13 protein-coding genes are annotated in these 15,667 nt (G+C 68.5%); 6 read left to right on the forward strand and 7 right to left on the reverse strand.

The genetic code is table 11. The annotated features are described in order from the left end of the window. The first annotated feature begins 150 nt into the window (after positions 1-150). The 5 genes from ACS5PM_RS21815 (at position 151) to mmsB (ending at position 6,375) form a co-directional block, all read left to right on the forward strand. Positions 151-1,692, forward strand: a complete 1,542-nt coding sequence (locus ACS5PM_RS21815; RefSeq protein WP_439389807.1) for a GH39 family glycosyl hydrolase — start codon at positions 151-153, stop codon at positions 1,690-1,692. Positions 1,693-1,721: 29 nt separating this feature from the next. After that, positions 1,722-2,426 carry a polysaccharide deacetylase family protein gene (locus tag ACS5PM_RS21820; protein ID WP_439389808.1) on the forward strand — a complete coding sequence of 235 codons (705 nt, stop codon included), beginning with the start codon at positions 1,722-1,724 and terminating at the stop codon, positions 2,424-2,426. A gap of 109 nt (positions 2,427-2,535) precedes the next feature. Continuing rightward, a complete protein-coding gene (chvE, locus tag ACS5PM_RS21825) occupies positions 2,536-3,603 on the forward strand; it encodes a multiple monosaccharide ABC transporter substrate-binding protein (RefSeq protein WP_439389809.1) in 1,068 nt (355 codons plus the stop codon). A 37-nt stretch (positions 3,604-3,640) separates the two neighbouring features. Further along, positions 3,641-5,173, forward strand: a complete 1,533-nt coding sequence (gene mmsA / locus ACS5PM_RS21830; protein WP_439389810.1) for a multiple monosaccharide ABC transporter ATP-binding protein — start codon at positions 3,641-3,643, stop codon at positions 5,171-5,173. 14 nt (positions 5,174-5,187) lie between these two features. Continuing rightward, a complete protein-coding gene (gene mmsB / locus ACS5PM_RS21835; RefSeq protein ID WP_439389811.1) occupies positions 5,188-6,375 on the forward strand; it encodes a multiple monosaccharide ABC transporter permease in 1,188 nt (395 codons plus the stop codon). A 126-nt stretch (positions 6,376-6,501) separates the two neighbouring features. Here mmsB and sixA read toward each other — a convergent pair whose 3' ends face one another. The 3 genes from sixA to ACS5PM_RS21850 form a co-directional block, all read right to left on the reverse strand. After that, on the reverse strand, positions 6,502-6,990 hold the full coding sequence (sixA, locus tag ACS5PM_RS21840) for a phosphohistidine phosphatase SixA (RefSeq protein WP_439389812.1): 489 nt from the start codon (positions 6,988-6,990) through the stop codon (positions 6,502-6,504). Between the two features lie 4 nt (positions 6,991-6,994). Next, positions 6,995-9,118 (reverse strand): polyphosphate kinase 1, encoded by a 2,124-nt coding sequence (ppk1, locus tag ACS5PM_RS21845; RefSeq protein WP_439389813.1) that lies wholly within the window; start codon positions 9,116-9,118, stop codon positions 6,995-6,997. Positions 9,119-9,201: 83 nt separating this feature from the next. After that, complete coding sequence (locus ACS5PM_RS21850; RefSeq protein WP_439389814.1) at positions 9,202-10,092, reverse strand: UDP-2,3-diacylglucosamine diphosphatase; 891 nt, start codon at positions 10,090-10,092, stop codon at positions 9,202-9,204. 229 nt (positions 10,093-10,321) lie between these two features. Between ACS5PM_RS21850 and ACS5PM_RS21855 the strand changes: the two genes are divergently transcribed. Then, positions 10,322-11,905 carry a M4 family metallopeptidase gene (locus ACS5PM_RS21855; protein WP_439389815.1) on the forward strand — a complete coding sequence of 528 codons (1,584 nt, stop codon included), beginning with the start codon at positions 10,322-10,324 and terminating at the stop codon, positions 11,903-11,905. A gap of 90 nt (positions 11,906-11,995) precedes the next feature. On the opposite strand, the gene ACS5PM_RS21860 is transcribed toward ACS5PM_RS21855, so the two are convergent. Genes ACS5PM_RS21860 through ACS5PM_RS21875 form a run of 4 tightly spaced genes read right to left on the reverse strand, consistent with a single transcriptional unit; the run spans position 11,996 to position 15,626 of the window. Continuing rightward, on the reverse strand, positions 11,996-12,715 hold the full coding sequence (locus ACS5PM_RS21860; RefSeq protein ID WP_439389816.1) for an ABC transporter ATP-binding protein: 720 nt from the start codon (positions 12,713-12,715) through the stop codon (positions 11,996-11,998). A 58-nt stretch (positions 12,716-12,773) separates the two neighbouring features. Next, positions 12,774-13,550: an ABC transporter ATP-binding protein gene (locus ACS5PM_RS21865; protein WP_439389817.1), complete on the reverse strand. Its 777-nt coding sequence runs from the start codon at positions 13,548-13,550 to the stop codon at positions 12,774-12,776. A gap of 16 nt (positions 13,551-13,566) precedes the next feature. Continuing rightward, positions 13,567-14,673 carry an ABC transporter permease subunit gene (locus tag ACS5PM_RS21870; protein WP_439389818.1) on the reverse strand — a complete coding sequence of 369 codons (1,107 nt, stop codon included), beginning with the start codon at positions 14,671-14,673 and terminating at the stop codon, positions 13,567-13,569. 23 nt (positions 14,674-14,696) lie between these two features. Then, positions 14,697-15,626, reverse strand: coding sequence for a branched-chain amino acid ABC transporter permease (locus ACS5PM_RS21875; RefSeq protein ID WP_439389819.1), 930 nt, complete (start codon positions 15,624-15,626; stop codon positions 14,697-14,699). Between the last annotated feature and the right edge of the window lie 41 nt (positions 15,627-15,667).

The raw sequence follows: 15,667 nt of genomic DNA on the forward strand, positions 1-15,667 counted from the left end.
GCGCCTTGCAGGCCGCGCCGGGCCAGTGGCCCGGCCGCGAGCCAGGCACGAACAGTCCACTGGACTGTTCATGTCCCGGCTCGCCCCCCCGAGGGGGCTCTTGCAGCGGACCGGCAAAGCCGGATCCGCGCAAGGCCCTTGGCTTGGTCGGTGACCTGCGCAGCGCTAGCGCTTGCCGCAAACGTTGCCGCCGCCGAGCCCGCGCCGCGCATCATCGAACTCGACCGCTCCCAGGCCCAGGCGCCGGTCGACCGCTTCTTCGACCTTTCGGTGGGCGCGGACTTCCCGGGCACGACAGGCCGCGAGGACAGCCTCGCGCAACTCAAGACCGCGGTCGACGAACTGGGCTTTCGCTACCTGCGCTTCCACGCGATCTTCCACGACGCCCTGGGCACGGTGAAGAAGGTCGACGGCAAGCTGAGCTTCGACTTCAGCGGCATCGACAAGCTGTACGACGGCCTGCTCGCGCGTGGCATCAAGCCCTTCGTCGAACTGGGCTTCACGCCGCAGGCGTTGGCGACGTCCCAGCTGACCATCTTCTACTGGAAGGGCAACACCTCGCATCCGCAACCGGCCGCCTGGTCGGCGCTGATCGAGGCCTTCGCCCGGCACCTGATCCAGCGCTACGGCGCCGAAGAGGTTCGCAGCTGGCCATTCGAGGTCTGGAACGAACCCAACCTCGACGGCTTCTGGGAGCGTGCCGACCAGAAGGCCTACTTCGAGCTCTATGCCAACACCGCGCGCACGCTGAAGAAGGTCGACCCGGCCCTGCGCGTCGGCGGCCCTTCCACGGCCGGCGCGGACTGGGTCGTGCCCTTCCTGGCCTACGCGAAGCAGCAGGGCCTGCCGGTGGACTTCGTCACCACCCACACCTACGGCGTGGACGGCGGCTTCCTCGACGAGAAGGGCGAGGACGACCGCAAGCTCTCGCCCTCGCCGGACTCGATCGTCGGCGACGTGCGCCGAGTGCGCGAGCAGATCCAGGCCTCGGCCTTCCCCGGCCTGCCGCTGTACATCACCGAGTGGAGCACCAGCTACAACCCGCGCGACCTGGTGCACGACAGCTACATCAGCGCGCCGTGGATCCTGACCAAGCTCAAGGCCACGCGCGGACTGGCCCAGGCCATGAGCTACTGGACCTACAGCGACCTGTTCGAGGAGGCCGGCCCGCCGCCCAGCCCCTTCCACGGCGGCTTCGGCCTGCTCACGCCCGAGGGCATCCGCAAGCCGGCCTTCTTCGCCTACAAGTACCTCAACGCGCTGAAGGGGCAGGAGATCCCGAGCGCCGACAACGCCACGCTGGCTTCGGCGGACGGCGCCAAGACGACGGTGCTGATGTGGGACTGGCAGCAGCCCGACCAGAAGCAGACCAACCGCAACTTCTTCGGCAAGCCGGTGCCCGCCACAGAGTCCCGCCCCGTGCAGCTGAGCCTGGCCCACGTGCCGCCGGGCACGTACCGCCTGCAGCTGCGCCGCACCGGCTACCGCGCCAACGATGCCCAGACGGCCTACCTCGAGATGGGCTCGCCCAAGGCGCTGGACGCGGCCCAGCAACGCCAGCTGCAGGAACTCACGGCCGACAAGGCCGAGGTCGACCAGGTCGTCCAGGTGCAGGCCGGCGCGCGATTGGACTGGAAGGTGAACATGCGCAGCAACGACGTGGTGCTGGTCACCCTGGAGCCGGCGAAATGAGCTGGCGGACGATGCTCGGAATGGCCCTCATGACGGCTACCGCCAGCGTCGCCGCGGCCGATTGCGGGCCCGCTGCGTTGGGCACCTCGCGCGTCCTGACGCTGCCTCGCGAGGGCGCGGCCTATGGCCGGGCACAACACGCGCCGCTGCCGCTGCGGGCAGGCGAGGTGGTGCTCAGCTTCGACGACGGGCCGCGACCCGAATCGACGCCGCTGGTGCTGCAGGCGCTCGCGCAGCAATGCGTGCGGGCCACCTTCTTCATGAACGGTGAACCCCTGCTGCGCTCGCCGGACCTGGCCCGGCGCGTGCGCGACGCAGGGCACACCGTGGCGATGCACGGCTTCCGCCACGAGCACTTCGCCAGCCTGCCCGAGGCCGACCAGCTGGCCGACCTGCAGGCCATGCAGGCGGCCCACCTCGAGGTGTTCGGCTCGCCGGCACCGGCGTACCGCTTCCCGTTCCTCGAGGAAACCCCCGCGCTGCTCGCGGCGCTGAAGACCCGGGCCCTGACGGTGATGTCGGTCGACCTCGGCATCGAGGACTGGCTGCCCGACCCGGGCCCCGCGCTGCTGACCGAACGCCTGCTGCAGAGGCTGGCCGAAAACGATGGCCGCGGCCTCGTCCTGCTGCACGACGCCCAGGACCAGACCGCCGCCGCCCTGCCCCTCATGCTGAAGGCCCTGAAGGATCGTGGCTACCGCGTCGTCCACCTGCAGTGGTCCGCGCCACCCTGAGTTCCGCACGCTCCACCCGGGAAAAACCCTAGGCGCGGCGGCCGTGACTGAATTAAATTCGACCGTCAAACTAATTGAGACAAGGTCGCTGCCCGCGGCCCCACCCACCATGCAACGTCAACGCTTCATCCGCCTGGCCGCCGCGCTCGGCACCACGCTGCTCTTCACCACTGGCGCCTTGGCCCAGGACAAGGGCATGGTCGGCATCTCGATGCCCACCAAGAGCTCGGCCCGCTGGATCGCCGACGGCGAGAACATGGTCAAGGTCTTCCGCGAGAAGGGCTTCAAGCCCGACCTGCAATACGCGGACGACGACATCCCCAACCAGCTGGCGCAGATCGAGAACATGATCACCAAGGGCGCCAAGGTGCTGGTGATCGCGGCCATCGACGGCACCACGCTGTCCGGCGTGCTGCAGAAGGCGGCCGACAAGGGCATCAAGGTCGTCGCCTACGACCGCCTGCTGCGCGGCAGCAAGACCGTCGACTACTACACCACCTTCGACAACTTCCAGGTCGGCGTGCTGCAGGCGAACTCCATCGTCGACAAGCTGGGCCTGAAGCAGGGCAAGGGCCCGTTCAACATCGAGCTGTTCGCCGGCTCGCCCGACGACAACAACTCGCTGTTCTTCTACGACGGCGCGCTGAGCGTGCTCAAGCCTTATCTCGACGGCGGCAAGCTGGTCGTGCGCAGCAAGCAGATGGGCCTGTCCAAGGTGGGCACGCTGCGCTGGGACGGCTCCGTGGCCCAGGCGCGCATGGACAACCTGCTGTCGGCCTTCTACGGCAAGGACAAGGTGCATGCCGTGCTGTCGCCCTACGACGGCATGAGCATCGGCATCCTGTCCTCGCTCAAGGGCGTGGGCTACTGCACCCCGCAGCAGCCTTGCCCGGTGGTCACGGGCCAGGACGCCGAGATCCCGTCGATCAAGTCCATCCTCAAGGGCGAGCAGACCTCCACCGTGTTCAAGGACACGCGCGAACTGGCGCGCGTCACCGTCAACCTGGTCGACGCGGTGGTGGCCGGCAAGCAGCCCGAGATCAACGACAGCAAGACCTACAACAACGGCGTGAAGGTGGTCCCCGCCTACCTGCTCAAGCCGGTGGCGGTGGATGCCTCCAACTGGAAGCCGGTGCTGGTGGACAGCGGCTACTACAAGGAAGGCCAGCTGAAGTGAGCGCCGCCCGGCCGTTGCAGCATCGTTGGAGGTTCCAATGACGCCGATTCTGGAGATGCGCGGCATCACCAAGCGCTTCCATGGCGTCACGGCCCTGCAGGATGTGCGCCTGAGCGTGCAGCGCGGCGAGATCCACGCCGTGTGCGGCGAGAACGGTGCCGGCAAGTCGACGCTGATGAAGGTGCTCTCGGGCGTGCTGCCGCATCCCGAGTACGAAGGCGAGATCCACTTCGACGGGCAGGAGCGGCGCTTTGCCGGCGTCACCGAAAGCGAGCGCCTGGGCATCGTCATCATCCACCAGGAGCTGGCGCTGGTGCCGCTCATGTCGATCGCCGAGAACCTCTTCCTCGGCCACGAGCCGGGGCGCTTCGGCGTCCTCGATCGCGGCCAGGCGCATGTGCGCGCACGCGAGCTGCTCGCGCGCGTCGGGCTGAAGGAGTCGCCTTCCACGCCGGTGGGCGACCTCGGCGTGGGCAAGCAGCAGTTGGTGGAGATCGCCAAGGCGCTGGCCAAGGACGTGAAGCTGCTGATCCTCGACGAGCCCACCGCCAGCCTGAACGAAAGCGACAGCCAGGCCCTGCTGGACCTGCTGCTCGGCCTGAAGGCGCAGGGCATCTCGTGCATCCTCATCTCGCACAAGCTGCACGAGGTGGCGCGGGTGGCCGATGCGATCACCGTGCTGCGCGACGGCCGCTCCATCACCAGCATCGACTGCCGCGAAGCGCCGGCCCAGGAAGACGCCATCATCCGCGCCATGGTCGGCCGCGAGATGGCCGATCGCTATCCGAAGCGCACGCCGAAGATCGGCGAGCCCCTGTTCGAGCTGCGTGACTGGCGAGTGCACCATCCGTTGCATGCCGAGCGCGAGGCGGTCAAGGGGGTGAACCTGACCGTGCGCCGCGGCGAGATCGTCGGCATCGCCGGCCTCATGGGCGCGGGCCGCACCGAGCTGGCGATGAGCGTCTTCGGCCGCTCCTGGGGCCAGCGCATCAGCGGCACGGCGCGCATGAACGGGCGCGAGGTGGATCTTTCCACCGTGCCGCGCGCCATCGAGGCCGGCCTGGCCTACGTCACCGAAGACCGCAAGTCGCTCGGCCTGGTGCTGAACGACAGCATCGCCCACAACACCACGCTCGCTCATCTTCGCGGCATCTCGCAGCGCGGGGTGATCGACGACGTGCGCGAGTTCAAGGTCGCCGACGACTACCGCCGCCGCCTGGGCACGCGCTGCTCCGGCGTTCAGCAGCAGGTCGTCAACCTCTCCGGCGGCAACCAGCAGAAGGTGGTGCTGGCCAAGTGGCTCTTCGCCGAGCCTTCGCTGCTGATCCTGGACGAACCCACGCGCGGCATCGACGTGGGCGCCAAGTTCGAAATCCACTCCCTCGTCGCCCGCCTGGCCGACGAAGGCCGCGCCATCCTGATGATCTCTTCCGACATGCCCGAACTGCTCGGCATGTGCGACCGCCTCTACGTCATGAACGAGGGCGCCTTCGTCGCCGAGATGACGGCCGCCGAGGCCACGCAGGAAGCCATCATGAAGGCGATCGTCAACGGCGCTGCCGTGCACTGAACACTGAAGACACCATGGACACGACCGCCGCTCCCCTGCCCGCCCCGGGCCTAGGCCACTTCCTGAAGCACCACCTGCGCGAGTACGGCATGCTGCTGTCGCTCGTCGCGATCATGGCCTTCTTCCAGTACCTGACCGATGGCACGCTGCTGCAGCCGCTGAACCTGACCAACCTCGTGCTGCAGAACAGCTACATCGTCGTGATGGCGCTGGGCATGCTGCTGGTGATCGTGGCCGGCCACATCGACCTCTCGGTCGGCTCGGTATGCGGCTTCATCGGTGCGCTGGCCGCCGTGCTGATGGTGCAGTACGAATGGTCCGCCGTGCCGGCCACGCTGATGTGCATCGCCGCCGGGGCCGCCATTGGCGCGCTGCAGGGCTGGTTCGTCGCCTGGTTCAAGATCCCTTCCTTCATCGTCACGCTGGCCGGCATGCTGGTGTTCAAGGGCCTCGCGCTGGCGCTGCTGCAGGGCCAGTCGGTCGGCCCCTTCCCCGAAGCCTTCCAGAGCCTGAGCTCCGGCTTCATCCCGGACCCGCTGGGCGGCGAGGAACTGCGCACCACCTCGCTGGTGCTCGGCGTGGCGGTGGCGGCGCTGGCCGCCGGCCTCGGCTGGCGCTCGCGCCGCTACGAGCTGCAGCACGGCATGGAGGTGGAGCCGGCGGCGCTGTTCGGCCTGCGCCACGCCGCGCTGTCCGCGGCCATCATCGCGCTGACCTGGCTGATGGCCTCGTACAAGGGCCTGCCCAACGTGCTGATCATCATGGCCGTGCTGACCGTGGCCTACGATTTCGTCACCCACCGCACCACGCTCGGCCGGCGCCTGTACGCGCTGGGCGGCAACGAGAAGGCCGCGCGACTCTCCGGCATCCGCACCGAGCGCCTGGCGTGGCTGAGCTTCGTCAACATGGGCGTGCTCGCCGCGCTGGCCGGCCTGATGTTCGCCGCGCGGCTCAACACCGCCACGCCCAAGGCCGGCGTCGGCTTCGAGCTCGACGTGATCGCCGCCTGCTTCATCGGCGGCGCTTCGGCCTCCGGTGGCGTCGGCAAGGTGATGGGCGCCGTCATCGGCGCGTTCGTGATGGGCGTGATGAACAACGGCATGTCCATCCTCGGCATCGGCATCGACTACCAGCAGGTCATCAAGGGGGGTGTGCTGCTGGCGGCGGTGTTCCTCGACGTCTACAACCGCCGAAAAGGCTAGACGGCTTGACGCGCCGCCGCGCCGGGGCAGACGCGCGGCAGCGCGTCCTTCTGGCGGGAGCCTCCGCTTGGAGGGGCTAGCGGGTGCTCACGGACAGCGGCGCCAGCCGGAGCTGCTGTGCCCCCGTCACACCAGCTCCGGACTACGAACAGCGACCAGCACCACCTCGCCCCTGTCCTCCCGCGGCCGGTGGCGCAGCCACCAGACGCCGCCCTTGCGGATGGACCAGGGCAACAGGCCCTCGGGGTCGCCGTGGGTCAGACGCGGGCCGGTCATGAGGTAGGCGGCAGCCAGGCCCAGCGTCGGCTGGTGGCCGACCACGAGCACCGGCTCGCGCGCATCAGGCCAGCGCACCGCGGCCAGCAGGCCGTCGACCGTGCCCTCGGGCGCCAGTGACTCGCTGACCTTGAACTTGCGCTCCAGCGCCTCGGCCGTCTGGCGCGTGCGAAGCGCGGGGCTGACCAGGATCTTGGTCGAATGGGGCAGCACCTGGTTCAGCCACTCGGCCACGCGGCGCGCGTGTCGTTCGCCCTTGGACGTGAGGCCGCGCGCCGGGTCGTCGACACCGGCCGAGAGTTCCTCCGCTTCCGCGTGGCGCCAGAGGATGAGGTCCATGGCGTCAGGCGGGCGAGAAGCGCGCCATCAGGGCCTGCTGGGCGCTGATGCCTTCGGTGCCGGCGCGGAGGTAGCTGCCATCGGGCTGCAAATCCCAGGCGTCGCGGCTGTCGTGCAGGTAGGGCACCAGGCATTCGTCGATCACGCGCTGGCGCAGGCGGGCGTCGCGCACCGGCCAGGCCAGCTCGATGCGGCGGAACATGTTGCGGCCCATCCAGTCGGCGCTGGACAGGTAGAGCACCTCGTCCTCTTCGCCCACGCCCCAGCGGAAGTACAGGATGCGCGAATGCTCCAGGAAGCGGCCGACCACCGAGCGCACGCGGATGCGGTCCGTCTGCCCGGGCACGCCCGGCCGCAGCATGCAGGCCCCTCGCACGATCAGGTCGATCTGGGCTCCGGCGCGCGAGGCCTCGATCAGCGCGTGGATCAGGCCAGGGTCGGTGAGCGCGTTGAACTTGGCGACGATGCGCGCGGGCTGGCCGGCGCGGGCGGCCTCCGCCACCTGGCCGATGTGCCGCACCAGCCGGCGGTGAAGCACGAAGGGCGCCGTCAGCAGATGGCGCGGGGGCTTGACGCGAGTGAGGCTGGCAATCTGCTGGAAGACCGCGTCGGCATCGGCCGCGATGCCGGCGTCCGCAGTCAGGTAGCCGAGGTCGGTGTACAGGCGCGCCGTCTTGGGGTTGTAGTTGCCGGTGGACAGGTGCACATAACGCCGGAGGTGGGTGGCTCCGCGCGGGCCGGTCTCGCGCCGTGTCACCAGCAGCAGCTTGGCATGGGTCTTCAGGCCGACGATGCCGTAGACGACCTGCGCGCCCACCGCCTCCAGCCGCTCGGCCCAGTTGATGTTGGCCTCCTCGTCGAAGCGCGCCTTGAGCTCGACGACGACCATCACCTCCTTGCCTCTTCGAGCGGCCTCGATCAGCAGGTCCATCAGGACTGACTTCGCGCCCGTGCGGTAGACCGTCTGGCGGATGGCCAGCACGTCCGGATCCTCCACCGCCTCCCGCAGGAACTGGACCACCGGCTCGAAGCTCTCGAACGGGTGGTGCAGCAGCAGGTCGCGCTCGCGCAGGGCATCGAAGACGGAGCCGGCCCGTGGCAGCCGGCCGGACGGCCAGGCGGGCTCGTACGGCGGGAAGCGCAGGGAGGCGCCGCCGCGGACGTCGTCCGCCTGGTCGATGAGCTCGTTCAGCCGGACCAGGTTGACGGGGCCGTCCACGCGGTAGCACGCCGCATCCGGCAGGTCGAACTGCTCGAGCAGGAAGCGCCAGAGCTCCTCCGGGCAGCTGGAGACGACCTCCAGCCGGATCGCCAGGCCGAAGTGGCGCGTGGTGAGGCCGCTGCGCAGCGCCTGGCGCAGGTTGGTGACGTCGTCCTCGTCGACCTCCAGCTCGGAATCGCGCGTGACCCGGAACTGCGAGAACGACTCGACCGTGCGACCCATGAACAGCTCGGCCAGGTGGGCCCGGATGACGCTGGACAGCATCACGAAGCCCTGCTCGCCCTTCGCGCACACCTCGGCCGGCAGGCGGATGACCCGTGGCAACACGCGCGGCACCTTGACGATGGCGATCTGGCTCTCGCGGCCGAAGGCATCGCGCCCGCCCAGCCGCACGATGAAGTTCAGCGACTTGTTGGCCACCAGCGGGAAGGGATGGGCCGGATCGAGGCCGACCGGCATCAGCAGCGGCCGCACCTCGCGCTCGAAGAAGGCCGCCACCCATTCACGCTGCGCGGCATTGCGGTCGGCGTGGTTGATGACGCGGATGCCCTGGCGCTCCAGCGCCGGCATCACTTCGTGGTTGAAGACGGCGTACTGCTCGACGATGAGGGCGTGGGCCGCCGATGCCACCGCGGCCAGGTCCGCGGTGGAGGCCTCGCTGGGGGCTGCGCGGGCCGCCTCCAGCACGTCGGCGAAGCGCACCTCGAAGAACTCGTCCAGGTTGGACGAGACGATGGTCACGTAGCGCAGGCGCTCCAGCAGCGGCACGTCCTCTCGCTGGGCCTGGGCCAGCACGCGGCGGTTGAACTCGAGGATCGCCTGTTCGCGGTTCAGGAGCACCGGCGGCACGCTGATTTCGGGGGGCGCCGCTTCGACGAGCTCCGCGCTGGACAAGAGTTCACTCATGGCGCCAGTTTATGAATCTGGTGTGACAGGGGCATGACCCTTTTGACGGTGCCGAAGATACTGCAGCCGGCCTCGGCAGCCCGTCAATCGGCCAGCGTCGCCGGTTCCGGCCAGGTTGGGGGCCGTGCCGCCGGCCGCGGCGCCGAGGCCGTCTCTTCAGGCGCGTGGCTTGCAGGTTCGGGCAAGGATGCGGCCGCCCAGTGCGACCAGTCGAGCAGCTCGAGCCGCCCATCCTCGTGCTCGGCCAGCGCCGTCAGGCTCTCGACCCAGTCGCCGTCGTTGGCGTACAGGATGCCGTCGATGTCTCGCAGCTCGGCGTGGTGGATGTGGCCGCAGACCACGCCCTGCACGCCGCGCCTTCTCGCCTCGCGCGCCAGCGCCTGCTCGAAGTCGCTCACGTAGCTCACGGCGCGCTTGACCTTGAGCTTGAGGTATTTCGACAGGCTCCAATACGGCAGGCCCACCGTCGCCCGCAGGTGGTTGAGGTAGCGGTTGAGCTTGAGCGTGAATTCGTAGAGCGAGTCGCCGACGTAGGCCAGCCACTTCGCGCACTGGATGACGCCGTCGAACAGGTCCCCGTGCGTCACCCACAGGCGCCGCCCGTCGGCCGTCAGGTGGACGCAGTCCTCCACCACTTCCACGCCGCCGAAGCTGTGGCCCAGGTAGCGGCGCGCGAACTCGTCGTGGTTGCCGGGCACGAACACCACGCGGGTGCCCTTGCGCACCTTGCGCAACAGCTTCTGCACCACGTCGTTGTGGGCCTGCGGCCAGTACCAGCCGCGCCTGAGCTGCCAGCCGTCGATGATGTCGCCGACCAGGTAGAGCGTCTCGCACTCGGTGGCCTTGAGGAAGTCCAGCAGCGCGAGTGCCTGGCAGCCCGGCGTGCCGAGATGGATGTCGGAGATCCACAGCGTGCGAAAGCGCAGCGGCTGCGGAGAGTCCTCATGCGGCGCGGTGTGGGCGGGCGTCTGCATGGTCAGGCATCGTGACGCCTCGGCATGACGGCGCCATGAAGCCGCAATGTCGCAACCATGACGTGACGCTGAACGCACAAACAGCGCGATGGGTTTCGCGGCCCGCTTCTTCAACGATGTTCAGGGGCCTGCCTCCATGCCTTGCCGCACCCTGGCCGCGCCGCGATCATGCGCGCCAGCCTGGCCACGAGCCATGCCCACACATCCCTCGAACACAAGGAGTACGTCGTTGACATCGAATCCTCTTCGCCAGGTGGTCCTGGCCTGCGCGGCCCTGTTCACCGCCGCCGCGGCCCACGCCTCACATCCGGCCGACCATCCCCAGGCCGTGGCGCGCGCACTGGCGCACCTGCAGGGTTCCCAGGGCGTGCTGCCCGAGGCGGACAGCTTCGACGCACGTGACGTGATGATCGATGCCGACGGCACCGAGCACGTCCGTTTCGCGCGTCGCTTCCACCACCTGCGCGTGATCGGCGGCGACGTGGTCGTCCATGGCCATGCGAGCGGCGCGCTGCGCGGTCTTTCGCGCACCGTGGCAGCGACGCCGGCGCTGTCCGTGCAACCCACGCTCGACGGCAGCGCCGCCGAACGCGCCGGCCTGAAGACCGCCAACGTGGCCGAAGGCGCCACCGTGAGCCACGAGCTGGTCGTCTTCGCCCACCACCACAAGCCCACGCTGGCCTGGGACGTGCTGTACGTCGGCCAGACGAAGGAAGGCCTGCCCACCGAGCGCCACGTCATCGTGCAGGCGCGCAACGGCCAGGTGCTGGACAGCTTCGACGACATCCAGACCGCCGACGCGGTGGGCACGGGCCGCAGCCTGTTCCTCGGCCGGATCGCCATCCACACCGACTCGCAGGCAGGCGGAGGCTACGTGCTGCGCGACCTCACGCGCGGCGGCCACACCGTCTCCGACCTGAAGGGCAAGTTCGTCGGCAAGGGCACGCTGTTCACCGATGCCGACAACCTGTGGGGCAACGGCACCAACGCCAATCGCCAGACGGTGGCCGTCGACGCCGCTGCGGGCCACGCCTACACCTGGGATTACTACCTCAACGTGCACGGCCGCCACGGCATCGCCGACGATGGCAAGGGCGCGAGCTCCAAGGTCCACCAGAAGCTGTTCGGCCTGCCCTACGTGAACGCGTCGTGGAGCGACAGCTGCTTCTGCATGAGCTACGGCGACGGCGACTCGAGCTACAACCCCCTGGTCGCGCTGGACGTGGCCGGCCACGAGATGACGCACGGCGTCACCTCGCGCACGGCCGCGTTGATCTACTCCGGCGAGTCCGGTGGCCTGAACGAGTCGACCTCGGACATCCTCGGCTCCATGGTCGAGTTCTACGCGAACAACGCGGCCGAGAAGCCGGATTACCTGATCGGCGAGCGCCTGCTCAAGGACGGCAGCGGCACCCCGCTGCGCACCATGATCCAGCCCAGCGTGGACGGCTCTTCCGCCGACTGCTGGTTCAGCGGCGTGGGCGATCTGGACGTGCACTACTCGTCGGGCGTAGGCAACCACCTGTACTACCTGCTGGCCGAGGGCTCGCAGCCGGCCGGCGGCGCCGCATCGCCGACCTGCCAGGCCAGCGATACCCGCGTGGCCACCGGCAATGCCGTGCTCACCGGCATCGGCCGGGACAAGGCCGAGAAGATCTGGTACCGGGCGCTGTCGGTCTACATGACCTCCAGCACCAACTACGCCGGCGCACGCGTCGCCACCCTGGCAGCCGCGGCGGATCTCTATGGCGGCGCAGGCTCGACCACCTGGAACGCCGTCAACGCAGCCTGGGCCGCGGTCAACGTCAAGTAAGGCCGAAGGGCAAAGGGCCACAACAAGCCTCCCAATGCTCCGGAAGGCTTCCTCCCAGGCCACCTTCGGGTGGCCTTTTCTTTTGGGGGGCTACTCGCCGAGGTAGGCGGCGCGGACTTTGGGATCCTCGAGCAGCTGGCGCGCCGGGCCGCTCATGGTGATCTCGCCGGAGTCCATCACGTAGCCGCGGTTGGCCAGCGAGAGCGCGCGGCTGGCGTTCTGCTCGACCAGCAGGATCGTCGTGCCCTGCTTGTGGATCGTGTCGACGACCTCGAAGATCTTGTCCACCATGATGGGGCTCAGGCCCATCGACGGCTCATCGAGCAGCAGCACCTTGGGCCTGGCCATCAGCGCGCGTCCCATGGCGAGCATCTGCTGCTCGCCGCCGCTCATCGTGCCGGCGAGCTGGGTGGCACGCTCCTTCAGGCGCGGGAAGATGCCGAAGACCTTGTCGATGTCCTCGGCGATCCCCGCCTTGTCCGAGCGCGTGTAGGCGCCCATCTGCAGGTTCTCGGTGATGCTCATGCGGGTGAAGGTACCCCGGCCCTCCGGAACCATCACCAGGCCCTGGCGGGCCAGGTCCCACGCGCCCTGGCCCTTGATCGGCCGGCCGAGGAACTCCACCTGCCCGGCGGCGACGTGCTGGATGCCGGTGATGGCCTTGAGCGTGGTGGTCTTGCCCGCGCCGTTCGCGCCGATGAGGCTGACGAGTTCACCGAGGGCGACTTCGAAGCTCACGCCCTTGACGGCCTGGATGCCACCGTAGGCCACCTTCAGGCCGGTCACCTTGAGCACTACTTGTTCGCTCATGTTCATCGTTCCTGGTTGACGGCGCGGCTGGCGCCGCCGCCTTCAAATGGGGGCTCCATCAATGGACCTTGTGGCCCGCGCCCAGGTAGGCCTCGATCACCTTCTCGTTGCGCTGCACTTCGGCTGGCGTGCCTTCGGCGATCTGCTTGCCGTAGTCGAGCACGGTGACGCGGTCGCACAGGCCCATCACGAGCTTCACGTCGTGCTCGATCAGCAGGATGGTGCGGCCGTCCTTGCGGATGCGGTCGATCAGCTCGCGCAGCACCATCTTCTCGGTGGCGTTCATGCCGGCCGCCGGTTCGTCCAGCGCGATCAGCTTGGGGTCGGTGGCCAGCGCGCGGGCGATCTCCAGCCGGCGCTGGTCGCCGTAGCTGAGCGTGCGCGCCTTGAACTCGGCGTACTTGCCGATGCCCACGTAATCCAGCAGCTCCTGTGCGCGCTGGGTGATCTCGGCCTCCTCCTTCTTGAAGCGCGGCGTGCGGAACACCGCGCCGATCAGGCCCGAGTGGGTGCGCACGTGGCGCCCGACCATCACGTTCTCCAGCGCCGTCATCTCGGAGAACAGGCGGATGTTCTGGAAGGTGCGCGCGATGCCGGCCTTGGCCACCTCGTGCACGGTGGTGGGCGTGTAGGGCGCGCCGCCGAGCTCGAAGGTGCCGCCGTCGGGCGTGTACAGGCCGGTGATGACGTTGAAGAAGGTGGTCTTGCCCGCGCCGTTGGGGCCGATCAGGCCGTAGACCTGGCCGGGCAGGATGGTGATGCCCACGTCCGACAGCGCCTGCAGGCCGCCGAAGCGCTTGGACACGCCGCTGACTTTGAGGACGGATGTGCTCATGCTGGGATGCTCCGGCTCACTTGTCGCCCACAGGCACCGGCACGGGTGCCGCCTTGCCGTGCTCGGGCTGCGGCCACAAGCCCCGCGGGCGCAGCAGCATGATCACGATCATGGCGAGTGCCACCAGCAGTTGCCGCAGGATGGCCGCATCGAGCCGGCCATCGGTCATCTGCTGCAAGGGGCCCGCGACATAACGCAGCACCTCGGGCAGGGCTGACAGCAGCAAGGCCCCGAGCACCACCCCGGGCAGGTGACCCAGGCCCCCGAGCACCACCATCGCGACGATCATCACCGACTCCGCCAGCGTGAACGACTCGGGGGAGACGAAGCCCTGGAAGGCAGCGAACATCGCCCCCGACACGCCGCCGAAGGTCGCCCCCATGCCGAAGGCCAGCAGCTTCAGGTTGCGGGTGTTCAGGCCCATCGCCTTGGCCGCGATCTCGTCTTCGCGGATCGCCATCCAGGCACGGCCGATGCGGGAGTCGGCCAGGTGGGTGCACACGATCACCGACCCGATCACCAGCAGCAGGAACAGGTAGTAGTACAGCGCCACCGAAGGGATCTCGAGACCGCCGAGGTGAAGTGTCTTGGCAAAGTTCAGCGGGCCGATGGACATCGCATCGATCTGGCTGACGCCGCGCGGCCCGTTGGTGATGTTGATCGGGTACTCCAGGTTGTTCATGAACACCCGGATGATTTCGCCGAAGCCCAGCGTCACGATGGCCAGGTAGTCGCCGCGCAGCTTGAGCGTGGGCGCCCCGAGCACCACGCCGAACAGGCCGGCCAGGAAGGCCGCGAGCGGAATGATGATCCAGATCGGCGTGTGCAACCCCTGGGGGAAGGCCGCCTTGATCCACTCGAAGTTGTCGGTGAGATGGGGCGAGGCGAGCAAGGCGAACATGTACGCGCCCACCGCATAGAAGGCCACGTAGCCCAGGTCCAGCAGCCCGGCGTAGCCCACCACGATGTTCAGGCCCAGCGCCAGCAGCACGTACAGCAGGGCCAGCGCCATGATGCGCACCCACCCTTGCCCGAACTGCGCCGCGATCAGCGGCAAGGCAAGCAATGCCAGCGCGGCGACGAAGAACACCGCGAGCTTGGCGTTTTGGCTCAGTGCTTTCATTGATGTCTCCAGCAGCGGTATGGTCAGGCTCTGTCGGCGACGCGTTCGCCCATCAGCCCGGAGGGCCGCAACGTGAGCACCAGGATCAGCACCAGGAAGGCGAAGATCTCGACGTACTGGCTGCCGAACACACCGCCCGTCAACTCGCCGAGGTAGCCCGCGCCTATCGCCTCGATGAGGCCGAGCAGCACGCCACCCACCATCGCGCCGGTCAGGTTGCCGATGCCTCCGAACACGGCCGCAGTGAAGGCCTTCAGGCCCGGCAGGAAGCCCATCGAGTGCTGCACCGTGCCGTAGTTCATCGCCCACATGATGCCGGCGATGGCCGCCAGCGTGGCGCCGATGACGAAGGTGGCCGAGATGATGAAGTCGGGCTTCACGCCCATCAGGCCGGCCACCCGCGGGTTCTCGGCCGTGGCGCGCATCGCGCGGCCCAGCTTGGTCGTGTTCACCAGCCATAGCAGTGCGGCCAGCACCACCACCGTGGTCACCAGGATGACGATCTGCGTGGGGGTGATCACCGGGCCGGCGTCCCACAGGAACAGCGGGTCCTGCGGCAGCAGCGGAGGATAGGGCTTGGGATTGGGCTTCCACACGATCATCGCCAGCGTCTGCAGCAGCAGGCTCATGCCCATGGCGGTGATCAGCGGGGCCAACCGCGGCGCACTGCGCAGCGGCCGGTAGGCGATCTTCTCGACCGCGAAGTTCAGGGCCGAGCACGCCACGATGGCGGCCACCAGCGAGATCAGCAGCAGCACCCAGCCGGGCCAGCCGGTGCCGGCCAGCGCGGTGACCACCGTCCAGCTGGTCAGCGCGCCCACCATCAGGATCTCGCCGTGCGCGAAGTTGATCAGCGAGATGATCCCGTACACCATGGTGTAGCCGAGAGCCACCAGCGCGTACATGCTTCCAAGCACCAGGCCGTTGATGACTTGCTGAACGAAGATGTCCATCGCGCGGGCCTTTTCGGGAGTGGTACGGCTCGCGGCGATTG

Source organism: Ideonella flava (assembly GCF_051857595.1).
Lineage (GTDB): Bacteria > Pseudomonadota > Gammaproteobacteria > Burkholderiales > Burkholderiaceae_C > Ideonella.

Bases quoted from the DNA above. Each gene is read 5' to 3' on its own strand.
- ACS5PM_RS21820 (WP_439389808.1), top strand. From the start codon at position 1,722: ATGACGGCTACCGCCAGCGTCGCCGCGGCCGATTGCGGGCCCGCTGCG.
- chvE (WP_439389809.1), top strand. From the start codon at position 2,536: ATGCAACGTCAACGCTTCATCCGCCTGGCCGCCGCGCTCGGCACCACG.
- mmsA (WP_439389810.1), top strand. From the start codon at position 3,641: ATGACGCCGATTCTGGAGATGCGCGGCATCACCAAGCGCTTCCATGGC.
- mmsB (WP_439389811.1), top strand. From the start codon at position 5,188: ATGGACACGACCGCCGCTCCCCTGCCCGCCCCGGGCCTAGGCCACTTC.
- sixA (WP_439389812.1), bottom strand. From the start codon at position 6,990: ATGGACCTCATCCTCTGGCGCCACGCGGAAGCGGAGGAACTCTCGGCC.
- ppk1 (WP_439389813.1), bottom strand. From the start codon at position 9,118: ATGAGTGAACTCTTGTCCAGCGCGGAGCTCGTCGAAGCGGCGCCCCCC.
- ACS5PM_RS21850 (WP_439389814.1), bottom strand. From the start codon at position 10,092: ATGCAGACGCCCGCCCACACCGCGCCGCATGAGGACTCTCCGCAGCCG.
- ACS5PM_RS21860 (WP_439389816.1), bottom strand. From the start codon at position 12,715: ATGAGCGAACAAGTAGTGCTCAAGGTGACCGGCCTGAAGGTGGCCTAC.
- ACS5PM_RS21865 (WP_439389817.1), bottom strand. From the start codon at position 13,550: ATGAGCACATCCGTCCTCAAAGTCAGCGGCGTGTCCAAGCGCTTCGGC.
- ACS5PM_RS21870 (WP_439389818.1), bottom strand. From the start codon at position 14,673: ATGAAAGCACTGAGCCAAAACGCCAAGCTCGCGGTGTTCTTCGTCGCC.
- ACS5PM_RS21875 (WP_439389819.1), bottom strand. From the start codon at position 15,626: ATGGACATCTTCGTTCAGCAAGTCATCAACGGCCTGGTGCTTGGAAGC.